Here is a 14342-nt window from a genome sequence, read left to right on the forward strand (position 1 = left end):
CACGGCAAATCGATCGATTAAATTATGCCATCTAGCCGTCCATTCGGCATAAACTACGGTTTGATAACCCAATCGCTTGCCAATAATTACTGGGAAAAATGGCTCGCCACCCAGGAAAATAACTATCCCGCGCGATCGCCAATCCCAATTTTCGACAGTTTTTCCCCATACTAAAAAATTGGTAAAATGCTCCGCACCCTGAACCCGATCGATCTCTGGATAGGTTTTTAAAATCTGGGCTTCTTTACCACTAGCATTCGGGCATGGTGCCAAGATTGCCGAGATCCGCATCTGAGATCGATCAATACCCAGTTTCGCGCGTAATGCTTTGACAACGGGACGTACCCAAGTAGTGACTTCGCCAGGGCCATTGGAGAGAATAATCAGATCGATCGGTTGGCTAATATTCATCATGATTGAGCCTAGTAGTGAGGAAAAATTGTTTGATGTGGAATGACTATTCTGGTGATTTTTCCGCTGCTACTGTGAGTATTTTGCGATCTCGTTGGGCGATTGTGTCTAGTGGAACTTTGAAATATCTCGACGCACTAGTCATATCAAAACATAGCAGTCGATCGTGACCGCGATCGAGAATTTTCTTCGGCTTTGATGGTTTAATTCCCTGCGCTCCGATCAATTCACTGGCCAAGGCTCGCGCCAGAAGTGGCGGGACACTATTGCCAATTTGCCGACAGCCATGCCATTTCGTGGAGTGCAGACGGAACCAGTCGGGATAAGAATGCAATCTCGCGGCTTCCCGTACCGTGATGACGCGGGGCAACCAGGGATGAATCGGACGAGGTGATGTATGTGCGCCTCTGGCACTATCGGTACCCGCACGGAGCGTATTGCACAGCCCATCGGGATCGAGACGGCGAAAGTGGCTGATGGATTCGGTTTTCCCTTGCTTGGTGGCGGCAAATCGCGATCGAGAAGCGGGGTTATGCCTGGTTCTGATGCTACAGGTGAGGAGATTGGGATCGAAGTGACGGGGGTAGCTATAATCCTTAGAATCGCGATCGATGCCGCGTAATTTGCGACCATAGGAGCTAGTCGTCTCCCATTGTGTCGAGACGAAATCTTGGTGCCATAAGGCGTCAAACTGCTCGGCATTTGGCAGATCGCCGATCGCATCCCAGACTGTAACTCGCTCTGGGTGAGATTCTGGATATATCGGTAATGTTAAACCCTGCCGCGTCCCGACCAAAAACAACCGCCGTCGATCCTGTGGGACGCCATAGTCGGCAGCATTTAATACCCGATACGGTGTCAGCACATCATAACCCGCTGCCCCCAAAGCCGCAATTAACTCCGAGAGAAACTGGGCGTGCGCACCGAGGGTTAGCCCTTTAACGTTTTCAAAGACGCAATATTTAGGCTGTAATTCTCGGACGATCCGCACGTAGTGAAAGACTAGTTGATTGCGCGGATCGTCAAAAGCGCGTTTTCCCATGAGGGAAAAACCCTGACAGGGTGCGCCACCCATGACTACATCGATATCTTTATTTCCCAATTTGGCGCGGCGGCGGATGTCCGCACCAGTCAGATCGGTGACACTGGCACAAATTGTCGTCGTCGCTGGAAAGTTATACTCATGCGTCGCACAATGAATCGGATCGATTTCGACTGCGGCGACAATATCGAATCCAGCCTGCTCGAAACCCAGTGACATTCCGCCAGCACCAGCAAACAGGTCAATTCCGATCGGTCTATTCATGTTGCTGAAGCTGTCAACGGTGGGGTGAAGGTGGGATTGTGGTTAGCTGCCAGGACGCTTGAATTTCGCTGGGGATGCGAAAGCTTCAACCGGTTCATTTTGGAGTGCCTCGCGCATGAAACTCCGCCAAATCGGTGCGGCATAGGTACCACCAGTGACACCTCGACCGAGGGGGGTGAAGTCATCTTTCCCAATCCATACAGAGGCAGCTAGCTGGGGCACGTAGCCCACAAACCAGACATCTCGCTCTGAAGAAGTCGTTCCCGTTTTACCGGCGGCGGGACGGCCAGGATAGGCTTCTTTACCAGTACCACTGCTGACTACTGACTGGAGGGCACTGTTGATTTGCGCTGTCGCCCAGGAATTGAGGACGAGCTGGCGTTGGGGGGTATTATCTAGCAAGATATTACCTTCACTATCAGTGACGCGCAAAATTGTGGTCGTTTCGGATTGCCAACCGTTGCTAGCAAATGTGGCAAAGGCACCAGCCATCTCGACGGGAGTTACACCGACTGCGCCCAAGGGTAAGGATACCACTGGCTCGATCGGGCTTTTGATACCTAGTGTTCGGCAAGTTTGAATGACTTTATCCAAGCCGACTTCTTTACCCATTTTGACCGCTGGCACGTTGGTGGAGTTCATCAGTGCCGATCGGATACTCATGGCACCAGAATAGCCACCACCATAGTTGCGGGGCGAATAGTAGCCGCTGCCATCGCGATAGCGGACGGGAGCATCGTAGACGGTGGATTCTGGCGAAAATTTGCCAGTGGCAAAAGCAGTGTAAAAGACAAAAGGTTTGAATGAGGAGCCGGGTTGCCGATTGGCATACATGGCGCGGTTGAAATTACTTTTTTTGTAATCGACCCCCCCGACCATTGCTTTGATAAAATGCGTGCGCGGATCGACTGCCACCAAACTGATTTGGTACTTACTGCGTCCCAATCGATCGTAGGCATTTTGGACGACTTTTTCGGCGGCGATTTGGAAGTTATAGTCGATCGTGGTTTGAATCCGCATCCCGCCTTTACGGACGGTTTCGCGCCCAAAGCGTTGGTTGAGTTCTTCGATCGCGGCATCGGTGACATAGGGCAATTTACTCGTTTGCCAGGTTTTGATTTTACCGAGTTTGAGCTTGTATGCTTTGGCTTTTTTCTCTTCGGCCGGCGTAATCCAGCCTACCTCAACCAGCCTCGCCAAAACTTGTTCTTGCCGCTTTTTGGCGACTTTATAGTTAGTAAAGGGACTATATTTTTCAGGGGCGGCGATCACACCAGCCATCATCGCCCCTTCGGCGAGGTTCAGCTCGGAGGCATGTTTGTTAAAGTAGCTTTGGGCGGCAGTTTCGACGCCATAATTATTGTGCCCCCAATAGACTTGATTGAGGTACATTTCCAAAATTTCGTCTTTGCGAAAAATTTGTTCGAGGCGAATCGATAAGACTGCTTCGGCTAACTTGCGGCTGAGTTGTTGTTTTTGGGAGAGGAATAAGTTTTTGATCAACTGCATCGTGATCGTCGAACCACCCTGACTAACACTCCCTTTTTTGAAGTTGGCACTCAGCGCGCGGCCGACCCCCGCCAGATTGACCCCTTGATGGTAGTAAAATCGATCGTCTTCGATCGCCAGTAACGCGCGTTTCAAATTGGGCGAAATCCGGTTGAGCGGAACAACTTCCCGATTGGCTTCATCGTGGAGGCTGGCGAGTTGTACCCCTTTGATATCATAGATATAGGTAGTTTCCGTCGGCGCATAACTGCGGAGTACGCGGACGTCGGGTAAGTTGCGAAAGCTAATTGCCAAGCCGACCAATCCACCAGCAACGATCGAACTAGCCAGCATGGTGGCACCTAAGATCGTACCGCCAGCAATTTGCCCAATCCCGCCGAAGAAGTTGCCCTTTTCAGGCTTTTGCCCCATCGGTTCGGGTTGCTGTTTGGGGTTTTGTTTGTTTAAAGCTCTAGAAGACACTAGGATCTTTTCTCTCTCAAGTTAGGGACAATCAATTCCGAGTAGGCACTGGCGATCGATCTGAAGGCAATCGTAGCCGATCTGTCACCGATGCAGGTGGATTGGTAGCTAGAAATATCAATCAGGATCTAAAAATATTTCAGTTTTGGTAAATAACTATAATAAGCTTAACTTGCAACTATTTCGAGATCCCGTTCGATTTTCATCATTTATATGACTGTGAGTGTATCCGTGCCAGCCTCAGATCGATTCGATTGGTTATTTCGGGGGGTGAGTGAGATTTTTCCCCATCAACCCAATGCTACCGATCCGGCGGAAAATCTCGCTACTCGACTGGCTCAAACAGATCGACCATTGCGTGTCAAGCTGGGTATCGATCCGACTGGGGTAGATATCCATCTCGGCCATAGTATTCCCCTGCGCAAGCTGCGATCGTTCCAAGATGCCGGACATACTGCGGTACTGATTATCGGTGACTTTACCGCGCGGATTGGCGATCCGACTGGGAAATCAGAAGTTCGCAACCAATTGACTCCTGCCCAAGTTACCGCCAATGCTGAAGCTTATCTCGATCGGGTGCGGCCAATTCTCGATTTTGAGACGCCGGGAAGGTTGGAAGTCCGCTACAACTCGGAATGGTTGGCAAAATTAGATCTCGGTCAGACGCTCGAACTACTATCGACGATGACCGTCGGCCAAATGCTCGCCAAAGAAGGATTCGCGCTCCGCTACGAGCAAGAAACACCAATTTTCATTCATGAATTTCTCTACCCCTTGATGCAGGGTTATGATTCGGTGGCCGTCCAAGCTGATGTCGAACTCGGCGGCACCGACCAAAAGTTTAACTTAGTTGTCGGGCGAGATTTACAACGTCATTTCGGCCAAACGCCCCAATTTGGATTGCTAATGCCGATCTTACTCGGTACCGACGGGGTGCAAAAAATGTCCAAATCCCTGAATAATTATGTCGGCTTAGGCGAAGACGCACTGAGTATGTACTCCAAGCTAGAGAAAACGCCCGACAACATCATCAAAGATTACTTTACACTGTTGACCGACTTAGATATTGATCGACTGCCAGAGAACCCCAGAGAGACGCAGAAACTCCTCGCCTTAACCGTAGTTACCCAGTATCACGGATCGACACAAGCGACCCAAGCCCAAGCCGACGCGATCGCCCTGATTACCAAACCGGGTCAAGGTGCTGGAGGCGACAGCATCCCCGAATTTTCACTTGCTGATGTCAATTTCCCCGCCAAAATCTTCCAACTTTTAGCAGCTAGCGGTTTGTGTTCTGGTAGCAACGATGCTAAACGCCAAATTCAAGGCGGTGCCGTTAAATTGGATGGACAACCGATTAGTGACATCGAGCTGACCTATGACGATGCATCTTCACTAGTTGGCAAGGTATTACAGGTCGGTAAGAAACGGTTTAAAAAGTTAGTAGAATAGCAGTCATGTGAAATTTTCAAACATTCTCTCGGATTAAATGTGGAGAGAATTGCTGCCGATAAACCGATTGAATTTAGCGATTTTCGCTCGTGCCGATCGCTACTCCCAACAATATCTAATTGTTTCAAAATCATCAAGCATGGCAAAAATTTCTTGAATATAATCTTTTGTCGTCCACTGGTTCGCCCTTTTTAAACCACGGTCGATGAGATTTTGACGGAGCATCGAGTCTGTAAATAGAGTATTGATGGTAGCAGCAATTTCCTCCGGCTGTTTGGGATCGACGAGTAAAGCCGCATCTCCTAGCTGCTCTGTTGCACCGGAGACATTAGCAGCAATTACCGGACAACCTAACGCCATTGCTTCGAGTGGTGGGAGATTATCCGGCCCAAAGAATGACAGAAAAATTAGGGCAAAAGCATTCCGATAGAGTAGTGCCATATCTGCTCTAGGCACAAACCCCAGGAAAGATACTTGCGCTGATAGATCTAGCTCTTGCACGATCGATTTGACATAGGATTCATTTCCTTTATCTGAGCCAACTAAAACTAATGGCAGTTCTAGATTGTATTTTTCCTTTAAACATTTAATCGCTAATAGCAAATTGACATGGTTCTTGTGCGGCCAAAATTGAGCGGGATAGAATAAATATTGATCGGGGAGATTGTATGCGATCGAGATATCTCGATCGATTGGATCGTCAGTTGATTCCACTTGTGGTGTAAAAAAAGGAATTACCCTAATCCTTTGGGCAGGAACCTGATAAAATCTTTGGACTTCCGCTTTGCCCGTCTCTGTTCCTGTAATAATAAATGCCGCCCGACTCAATATTTTGGCATAAAATTTCTCCCGTCTGTCCCATTCACCCGATTCACTAACTTCGGGAAAATATGATTGGAGCTTGTGTTGTAAATCCCAGACGGTAATGATATAAGGATATTCAAGAGTAGGGCAATTAGGCGTTAGAGATAAAATTATGTCGATTTGATCGGTTTTTAATGAATTTATTATATATTTTGTGCGCCTTTGATCGGCCAATAAATCGCCGATCGAATACGGTAATTTACGTAATATGCTTTTTGCCAGTCCTAATATTTTAGACTTAACACCTTGCGGGACAACTATTCGATCGGGCACTGTTTTCAGATCGGAATTTAGTATATAACTAGACCCCGATCGGTCTGATGCGTACAAAATAAATGTATGTCTGCTTTCGGCATGAGATTTCAACAAAGTATCGAGTAACTGCTGCTCGAAAGTATAACTACCGCCAGCTTCAGGTGTAGAGCTACTGACAAATAAAGCTACTTTCATTTAATTTCTAATTATAAAATAAACTCCCCATGTATTCAGTCCCGATCGGCGATCGGTCAACCACTCTCGATCATCGACGATCTGCATTTGCAATTGGCTGAATAATAATTCTAATTCGGGTTTGAACAAGTAGCGCATGGTATGAGTTTCGCTGAGTTCATCAATCGCACTACTATTTTTATCTTTAACAAACGCGTGATAATTAACAGCCACTAAATTTTTATTTGGGTAGACGATTGGTTCGGCAATTCGAGTTACTTGAATCGATTCATTCTCCAGACGTTTGACTCTCACAGTTGGCGGATCGCTCAGTACCGCCGGACCATACCAGACATCAAAGATCAATAATCCACCTGGCTTGAGATGCATTTTTGCAGTAGTAAATGCCGCTAATAAATCTGCATTAGTAGTTTGATAGCTGATGACATGAAAGAGCGAAAGAACGACATCAAACTGGCGATCGAATCTGACTTGTCGCAGATCGCCTTGACTAAATTCTAATCTTGCCCTCAATTCTGGGGAGACTCGATCGAGACGTTCGCTGGCATATTGTAACATTTCTGCGCTGAGATCTACCCCACAAACACTATAGCCTTCCTTTGCTAATAATATCGCATGGTGGCCCGTTCCACAGCCGAGTTCGAGGATGGTTGCTGTATCCGGTGCGTTAGTCTGAACTAGTTGATGAATAAATTGAGTTTCGCCAATGTAGTCTTTGTCCTGATATAACAAATCGTAGTAACGCGCATAATTACCAAAAACAGTCATGCTTTTACTCCAGTATTTAATTTAAAATAAAATCCATGGTAGCAATGTACATTCACTTCGGGATGAAATGGGATATAGCACTTGTCCACATTATCTTCCCAGCGATCGATTAGCTCGTAGCCAATTAGTTGTAATGACTGGATAAACTCACTGCGATTGAATATATACTGAGGATAAAAAACTTTGCCGCCATTTTGAAGAGTGACAATCTTTCTGCCATCATATAATCCCAATCGATTGATTAATAGATGTTTGGGCTTGCGATCTAGACTATTTATTTTGAGGGCAATATCTGCTTCATCATACTGCAACGACCCAGATGCAAGAAAAATATCGCTGCCACTAGCTAATTGAAAATCGGTAGTAAAAGTCAATCGCGAATCTTTGTTCTGCGATGTGCCGAGTTTAACTATTTCTGGCAGATCGCAGACAATCCATCTCAAGCTACTGGGAAGATCGAGGTAATTGGCATAACTTAAAAAATGAATCCCTAAATTACCACCGAAATCGAAAAACTCGATCGAATCGAGCGGTGTTACTTGGCGGATGTGAGCGATCCAGTACAATACTGGATAATCAAACGACCTCATCAGAGCTTGATTAGCTGTTCCAAGATCGGCAGCAGATGACGTATGAGCCTCGATTTCTCTTTGATATGCTCGCGCTAGCTCAGGGCAATTATAGCCGATCGTTTTAGTAGCTGGTGCCGCTCTGATCGCCTCCTCAAAAGTCTCAAATACTCCCCAAAAACACCCATAACAATCATTAGCAAATTTGTGTTGGTACCACTGTTTGTATACCTGTTTGAGCACCGGAATTCTTGCGATCCGTTCTTTCATGTCAAGATCTCCTTGAGGACGCTCGCCACTCGATCGATTTGCGCTTCAGTTAATGCCATCCCACTAGGCAGATAGAAACCACGCCGCGCTAGTCTTTCTGCCACAGGATAAGATTCTCCCGCAAATAATCCCCTGCTTCGCAACACAGGCTGCTCATGCATACACCAGAAAAAAGGCCGAGTCCCAATTCGCGCCTCTGCCAGTTTTTGCATCGCTACTTTGGCATCAAAGGGAACTTCATCGTTCAAGACGATCCCATACACCCAATAAATATTTTCTGCGTAGTCAGCGTGAGTGAGTGGCAACTGAATACTGGGGATATCTGCTAATAATTCCGTGTAACGCTTGCCCATCGAGCGTTTGCGATCTACAAACTCTGCTAAACTTTCCAGTTGCGCCACGCCGACTGCCGCCTGGAGATTAGTCATCCGCAGATTCCAGCCTAGCTCTGCATGGATGAATCGCTGGTGGGGCTGGAAGCAGAGGTTACGTAAAGATTGACAGCGTTCGGCTAACTGCGGATTGTCAGTGACGACCATTCCCCCTTCCCCAGTTGTAATGTGTTTGTTCGGGTAAAAACTAAAGGTGCTCAGATCCCCAAAACTCCCACAAGGGCGATTTCGATAGGTCTGTCCGAGCATTTCCGCAGCATCTTCAATTACTGCTAAGCCATATTTAGCTGCTAAGGCTAAGATTGGGTCTAGATCCACTGGCAAGCCATAGATATGCACCACCATCAGTGCTTTGGTGTGGGAGGTGATTTTGGCGGCGATCTGGGTCACATCCATATTCCAAGTCACCGGATCGGCATCTACCACTATTGGGGTAGCTCCAGCGCGGACGATCGCCGCAGCACAAGAGATAATTGTAAAAGTTGGTAAAATTACTTCATCCCCAACACCGATTCCCAAAGCAGCAACCGCAACATCGAGGGCACCGGAACCGTTACTCACGGCGATACCATACTGGCGATCTACCTGCTGTGCAAATTGTGATTCAAATCGCCTGACAAATGGCCCTTCAGCGGAAATCCAACCAGTCTCAATACACTCGGCTAAATATTTCTGCTCGTTGCCTCTTAATAGAGGTTCGTTAACTGGAATTGAATTCATTAATGTAGTCTTGCCATGAGCGAAAATAGTCTCGATCGCTGATATACGCTGGCTCCTTTAATATTGCTGCACGACTCTGGCTTGTCAAACGCTCATCGCTAGTCTTTCTAGTTAACTCGTGTGACTGAATGCCTATAAATCGGGTGTGATCGCGATTGCCAGTATAAGGTCCTTGTTTGACCTCTATCATCTCGACTTCTTCAATAACTTCAAAACCATGACCGCCTGTGGCGAGGAGGATAACATCTCCAGCTAGGAGAATTCGACTTTTGAGGTACTGCTGTCGATCGTTGTACAAATCTACGCGCAGTTTCCCTTGTTTGATAAATAATACTTCCTGAGTATATCGAACTTCGCGGACGATCGGTAGATGAATGTGCGGCTCAACGATCTTGCCGGCTGGATGGCGCATATATCCTAACTGTTGCGACAGATCGTCAGGCGTAAAGAAATGAGTTCCTGGCTTGTTAAAATTTCGAGAAATGATGATGGCAAGCAGTTGATTGCCATCGCTAATTTGTTCGATCGGTTTGCATGCTGGCGTAGCTTCGGAAGATGAAACAGATCGTGATATGGTTGGGGGGCCGGGAGAGATAACTGTTGCCAACATGTCAGGATCGTACCTTGAATCGGCTACTTCTAAATGCCGACCTCGCCCGAATTCTAACATTGCTTCACGCTCTTTACTTTCCATAGACCCACCTAGACCAGTATAATTCTATAGATAAAAAAACACTATGCATCATATTTGTGTTTATCTTCTATCCTTTAGCTTAATTCATTATTTTCGAGCTAAATGTGTAAATCAGCACTAACTCTCGATGGCTGTTTGGCTAAAAGCCTTGCCTGGAAAGTGATGCAGAGATCTTTGGTATTGCTCTTTAAGTTTTGAAACGAACTTAAGCTGTTTTACATCTAAAATTTTTGACTGAATCCCTTACGGCAAGGGTTCTAGAGGACAAAAAGAGTGTTTTAAATGTTTGACAGCTTAATTTGCACGCCAAAATGTGCAAATTAAGCTATTTAGGATTTTTCAATTTCCTTTTTGGCAACTTAATATACACATGTATGTTCATCTCTCAACCCACTAAGTAAAAAATAAAATCTCAATAGTTGATATGCCTAATTCTTGGCAAAGTTTGATCGGCAATATCGCTTCCGATCTAAAAAATCTTACCTTTAACTTATTCCTCAAATCCAATTGCCCGTTATGTGATCGAGCAGCCATAGTAGTTTTTTGTCAATATTGTCAGCGGCAAATTCAGGAGTGTCAATTGACTCATCCAGAGCGATATTGGCATGGCGATTTACCTCTTTTTGGATGGGGTAAGTATGAAGGTGCTGTTAAAAGATCGATCGGTAAATTAAAATATGATGGCCATCGATCGATCGCTGATTTTTACGGCGAATCTTTAGCCACTAAATGGCAAAAATTTGCACCACCTGCCCCAACTAAATTAATCGCACTACCAGTACCACTCCATCCCGATAAATTAGTAAGTAGAGGTTTCAATCAAGCGGAATTAATCGCCCGTAAATTTTGTCAGCTTACCGGAGCGAAGCTAGATCTCAGTTTACACCGGACTCGATCGACAGTAGCTCAATTTGGACTATCAAAATCGGCACGCCAATCAAATGTCGAGGGCGCATTTGCACTAGTTAATTCATCCTTAAAACCTGGCAATACCATTTTGCTCGTCGATGATATCTACACTACAGGGGCTACAGTACGAGAGATCGCCACCGTTTTGCGATCGCAACAGATCAATGTTTGTGGCGTCGCCGTAGTTGCCAGAACGGAACTAACGAATAAAGTTCAGGGATATGACGATCAACCCCCTTCGCGTCCTTAGCGGCACACACCAACAACCCTTAGCGTCCTTTGTCTTGATGCGCTAAACCGTCGGGGAACAAAGGCGAGCGCGCATCGCTGCGTTAAAAATCTTCCTCTACTTCAGATCCGCTAATTTAATCCGTGGATCGACAAACTTAAGTAATAAATCGGCAAATAAATTACCAATAATCAACATCACCGCCCCCATCATCAAACTCCCCATCACCAGATAAATATCCTTAGCAGTAACTCCAGCTAAAATTAATTTACCAAGTCCCGGCCAATTAAAGAAAAATTCGGCAATAAAAGCACCACTCAGTAAACTTGCAAATTCAAATCCCAGCAAAGTTACTAGTGGATTGATTGCATTGCGTAAAGCATGAATATAAATCACCCGATTTTCGGATAAACCTTTAGCGCGAGCAGTTTGAATATAATCTTGCCGCAACACATCTAATAACTCTCCCCGCGTAATCCGTTGCAATCCGGCAAACCCCGTAATCGTCAACGCGATCGTCGGTAAAATCATATGCCAGAGAATATCAAATAATTGCCCAATCGCACTCATTTGGTCATGATTGATACTCGTTCTACCACCGACGGGCAATAGTGGATAACAAATTTGCGCGATAATTAACAGCGATAAGGCCGTGACAAAACTCGGAAATCCTTGGGCAGTATAACTAATTACGCGCAAAAATTTATCGATAAACTTATTTTGATTGACCGCCCCAATAATCCCTAACGGAATCGCAATTGCCCAAGTTAAGACGATCGAAGCGAGTGCGAGTTCTAATGTCGCCCGAATGCGTTGGCCGATCAATAAAGACACTGGTTGTGAGTAGTGCATACTCAATCCGAGATTGCCCTGGATGGCCTGAATTAACCATTTCCAGTATTGATTGGCTAAAGTTGGCAAATCTTTGGTATCGCTCAACCCAAATAATTTTTTTAATTCGTCAATCCGTTCGGGACTAATGCGCGGGTTTTGGCGGAGGGTATCGAGGAAATTACCTGGTGATAACTGCACGATCGCAAAACACAGTATCGATGCTAGCAAGAGGGTGAGGATTGCTTGGAGCGATCGTTTGAGAATGTACAGGCTAGTTTCACCAGCCAGGACATCCTGTACCTGTGTGGTGAGATTGCGTTTGGCTAGGGTCATTCTAGAGAGGTTAGGGGGTAAAAATTAGTGAATGGTGGATAGATTGTTTTAAATTAGATTTTCTGGAGCCAATTTTGATAGAGATGGCGGATTTTGGTGACTAGCGATTGAGGCTGCGATCGATCGGTAGTAGGTGTTGATTGGATATTTGTTAGCAGTTTGGCTTCGGCGATCGCGACATCCCCGTCGCTATAAATTAGACTACTAATGGCTTCGATGAGTAGATCGTCATCATAGATTGATTTATCGCCCAGATACTCTTGAATCCAGCGTTCGCAATCAGGGAGCGTAACTGTTGTCGTCCCAGCTAATAATGACTCGATTTCGGGATCTCGTGCCGCTAGTGGTGGGGTGTCGGCAACTTTAGTTAGATATTGAGTTAGATATTGATGTTCGGCTGGTTGGAGTTCGCCATCGAGCCAAGCGACACCGATCAGGATTTTCAATAGCAGTCGTCGCTGAGATTCAGTATTCATCCGATCTACCATAGTAAGTAATTCTCTTTTTCTAATTCTATGTCGATCGCTCTGGACATGGCCGCTCAATTTCCTGCCGATACTTTTGCCAATCTCGATCGAGTCGATAAAATGTGGCAAAATTTGCGCAATGGTCAGATTTCGTCACGAGAAATGGTCGTTTCTAGCTCCGAGTATTTAAAAACCACGGATTTTGAGATCGCGATCGCGGGTGGTACATTGGGAATTATCCTCGCTGCCGCGCTGCAACGGCGGGGTTTGAAAGTAGTCGTGATCGAGCGGGGCGAATTAAAAGGACGTGTGCAAGAGTGGAATATCTCTCGATCGGAATTGGCGGTATTAGTCGAACTGGAATTATTATCAGAACAGGAACTAGCAATCGCGATCGTCACTGAATACAATCCCGCCCGAATTTCGTTTCCCAATACGCCAGATATTTGGGTGCGGGATGTCCTGAATATTGGTGTCGATCCGGTGTATCTACTTGCAACGCTCAAGGCCAAATTTTTGGCAGATGGGGGCAAGGTATTGGAATTTACTACCTGCGATCGCGTGACAGTTCATCCTAATGGGATTTCGATTAGCGCGGGAGCAGTCGCATTAACCAGTAAATTATTTATCGATGCGATGGGTCATTTTTCCCCCTTGGCAGCACAAGCTAGAGCGGGAGTTCAGCCCGAAGGAATTTGCTTGGTAGTGGGTAGTTGTGCGACGGGATTCGCGCACAACGAAACGGGCGATATTTTTGCCTCGATTACGCCAAGCCAACATCAATGTCAGTATTTTTGGGAAGCATTTCCCGCTCATGATGGCCGTACCACATACCTATTTACCTATATGGACGCACATCCCGACAGATTTAGCTTGGCATTTTTATTTGATGAATACCTAAGATTATTACCGACATATCAACAGGTAGAATTAGCCCGACTAAATTTTCAGCGGTGTCTATTTGGCTGCTTTCCCTCATATCGGGATAGTCCGCTCCAAACACCCTGGGATCGAGTCTTACTAATTGGCGATAGTAGTGGCAGTCAATCGCCAGTGAGTTTTGGTGGATTTGGGGCAATGATGCGGCATTTAACACGATTGACGGATGGTATTGAGATGGCAATCGCGGCTGATGCATTCGGTGCTAAAGATCTCCAATTATTACAGCCTTATCAACCGAATATTGCGGTAACGTGGATGTTTCAACGGGCAATGAGTGTCGGCATCAAGCAGCAAGTTAATCCCGATCTAATTAACAATTTATTAGCAGCGGTATTTCAATCAATGCAGTCTTTAGGCGATGATGTACTCCGTCCCTTTCTCCAAGATGTCGTCCAATTTCCCGCCCTATCGCGGACATTATTTCAAACTTCAATTACTAGTCCGCAAGCCACAATCCCGATCGTTCCCCATGTGGGTATAGTGACATTAATTGATTGGCTGATTAACTATCTCAACTTAGGTGCGTATAGTGGCTTATATCCACTCACCAAATTGCTCGCACCATTACTCGATCGTCTCGATCCAGTGCAACGGTATTATTACCAGCAACGCTTACAAGCATATCGATATGGTGCCGGACGGGATCTCGATCGACACCACTTCAAGCAGTAAACAGCCGGATTGACGATCGAGTATTGATAATAGTAAACTACCAATTCAATCGAGGTGAATCGAGTGAAATCGATAGTTTACTTTCTACT

At 46.0% G+C, this 14342-nt stretch carries 11 protein-coding genes and 2 pseudogenes; 3 read left to right on the forward strand and 10 right to left on the reverse strand.

What is annotated here, in order from left to right; all coding sequences use genetic code 11:
* The 3 genes and pseudogenes from RMO27_RS22020 to RMO27_RS22030 form a co-directional block, all read right to left on the reverse strand.
* A pseudogene (locus RMO27_RS22020) lies at positions 1–411 on the reverse strand (lipid-A-disaccharide synthase); the annotation flags it as partial.
* Positions 412–457: 46 nt separating this feature from the next.
* Positions 458–1717 carry a DNA cytosine methyltransferase gene (locus RMO27_RS22025; RefSeq protein WP_309736614.1) on the reverse strand — a complete coding sequence of 420 codons (1260 nt, stop codon included), beginning with the start codon at positions 1715–1717 and terminating at the stop codon, positions 458–460.
* Between the two features lie 42 nt (positions 1718–1759).
* Complete coding sequence (locus RMO27_RS22030) at positions 1760–3637, reverse strand: PBP1A family penicillin-binding protein (RefSeq protein ID WP_309736637.1); 1878 nt, start codon at positions 3635–3637, stop codon at positions 1760–1762.
* Positions 3638–3901: 264 nt separating this feature from the next.
* On the opposite strand from RMO27_RS22030, the gene tyrS reads away from it, so the two are divergent.
* Complete coding sequence (gene tyrS / locus RMO27_RS22035; protein ID WP_309736616.1) at positions 3902–5140, forward strand: tyrosine--tRNA ligase; 1239 nt, start codon at positions 3902–3904, stop codon at positions 5138–5140.
* 99 nt (positions 5141–5239) lie between these two features.
* Here tyrS and RMO27_RS22040 read toward each other — a convergent pair whose 3' ends face one another.
* The 5 genes and pseudogenes from RMO27_RS22040 to RMO27_RS24030 form a co-directional block, all read right to left on the reverse strand.
* A complete protein-coding gene (locus RMO27_RS22040) occupies positions 5240–6454 on the reverse strand; it encodes a glycosyltransferase family 1 protein (protein WP_309736618.1) in 1215 nt (404 codons plus the stop codon).
* Complete coding sequence (locus tag RMO27_RS22045; RefSeq protein ID WP_309736620.1) at positions 6455–7222, reverse strand: class I SAM-dependent methyltransferase; 768 nt, start codon at positions 7220–7222, stop codon at positions 6455–6457.
* Positions 7219–8061: a methyltransferase, TIGR04325 family gene (locus tag RMO27_RS22050; protein WP_309736622.1), complete on the reverse strand. Its 843-nt coding sequence runs from the start codon at positions 8059–8061 to the stop codon at positions 7219–7221. Before RMO27_RS22050 ends, RMO27_RS22045 begins: the two co-directional genes overlap by 4 nt.
* Positions 8058–9173 (reverse strand): DegT/DnrJ/EryC1/StrS family aminotransferase, encoded by a 1116-nt coding sequence (locus RMO27_RS22055; RefSeq protein WP_309736624.1) that lies wholly within the window; start codon positions 9171–9173, stop codon positions 8058–8060. Before RMO27_RS22055 ends, RMO27_RS22050 begins: the two co-directional genes overlap by 4 nt.
* Before the next feature lie 115 nt (positions 9174–9288).
* Positions 9289–9699, reverse strand: a pseudogene (locus tag RMO27_RS24030) (hypothetical protein); the annotation flags it as partial.
* A 592-nt stretch (positions 9700–10291) separates the two neighbouring features.
* Here RMO27_RS24030 and RMO27_RS22065 point away from each other — a divergent pair.
* Positions 10292–11026, forward strand: a complete 735-nt coding sequence (locus tag RMO27_RS22065; RefSeq protein ID WP_309736628.1) for a ComF family protein — start codon at positions 10292–10294, stop codon at positions 11024–11026.
* Between the two features lie 96 nt (positions 11027–11122).
* On the opposite strand, the gene RMO27_RS22070 is transcribed toward RMO27_RS22065, so the two are convergent.
* The gene (locus RMO27_RS22070; RefSeq protein WP_309736630.1) at positions 11123–12172 is read right to left on the reverse strand and encodes an ABC transporter permease; all 1050 of its coding nucleotides are present in this window, start codon (positions 12170–12172) and stop codon (positions 11123–11125) included.
* 53 nt (positions 12173–12225) lie between these two features.
* Positions 12226–12648, reverse strand: coding sequence for a TerB family tellurite resistance protein (locus RMO27_RS22075; protein ID WP_309736633.1), 423 nt, complete (start codon positions 12646–12648; stop codon positions 12226–12228).
* Between the two features lie 39 nt (positions 12649–12687).
* On the opposite strand from RMO27_RS22075, the gene RMO27_RS22080 reads away from it, so the two are divergent.
* Positions 12688–14253 carry an FAD-binding oxidoreductase gene (locus RMO27_RS22080; protein ID WP_309736635.1) on the forward strand — a complete coding sequence of 522 codons (1566 nt, stop codon included), beginning with the start codon at positions 12688–12690 and terminating at the stop codon, positions 14251–14253.
* Positions 14254–14342 lie beyond the last annotated feature (89 nt).

The organism is Chamaesiphon sp. OTE_75_metabat_556 (assembly GCF_031378165.1).
In the GTDB taxonomy this organism is placed as follows: domain Bacteria; phylum Cyanobacteriota; class Cyanobacteriia; order Cyanobacteriales; family Chamaesiphonaceae; genus Chamaesiphon.

Coding starts and splice junctions, on each gene's coding strand:
- RMO27_RS22025 (WP_309736614.1), bottom strand. CDS start 1,717: ATGAATAGACCGATCGGAATTGACCTGTTTGCTGGTGCTGGCGGAATG.
- RMO27_RS22030 (WP_309736637.1), bottom strand. CDS start 3,637: ATGGGGCAAAAGCCTGAAAAGGGCAACTTCTTCGGCGGGATTGGGCAA.
- tyrS (WP_309736616.1), top strand. CDS start 3,902: ATGACTGTGAGTGTATCCGTGCCAGCCTCAGATCGATTCGATTGGTTA.
- RMO27_RS22040 (WP_309736618.1), bottom strand. CDS start 6,454: ATGAAAGTAGCTTTATTTGTCAGTAGCTCTACACCTGAAGCTGGCGGT.
- RMO27_RS22045 (WP_309736620.1), bottom strand. CDS start 7,222: ATGACTGTTTTTGGTAATTATGCGCGTTACTACGATTTGTTATATCAG.
- RMO27_RS22050 (WP_309736622.1), bottom strand. CDS start 8,061: ATGAAAGAACGGATCGCAAGAATTCCGGTGCTCAAACAGGTATACAAA.
- RMO27_RS22055 (WP_309736624.1), bottom strand. CDS start 9,173: ATGAATTCAATTCCAGTTAACGAACCTCTATTAAGAGGCAACGAGCAG.
- RMO27_RS22065 (WP_309736628.1), top strand. CDS start 10,292: ATGCCTAATTCTTGGCAAAGTTTGATCGGCAATATCGCTTCCGATCTA.
- RMO27_RS22070 (WP_309736630.1), bottom strand. CDS start 12,172: ATGACCCTAGCCAAACGCAATCTCACCACACAGGTACAGGATGTCCTG.
- RMO27_RS22075 (WP_309736633.1), bottom strand. CDS start 12,648: ATGAATACTGAATCTCAGCGACGACTGCTATTGAAAATCCTGATCGGT.
- RMO27_RS22080 (WP_309736635.1), top strand. CDS start 12,688: ATGTCGATCGCTCTGGACATGGCCGCTCAATTTCCTGCCGATACTTTT.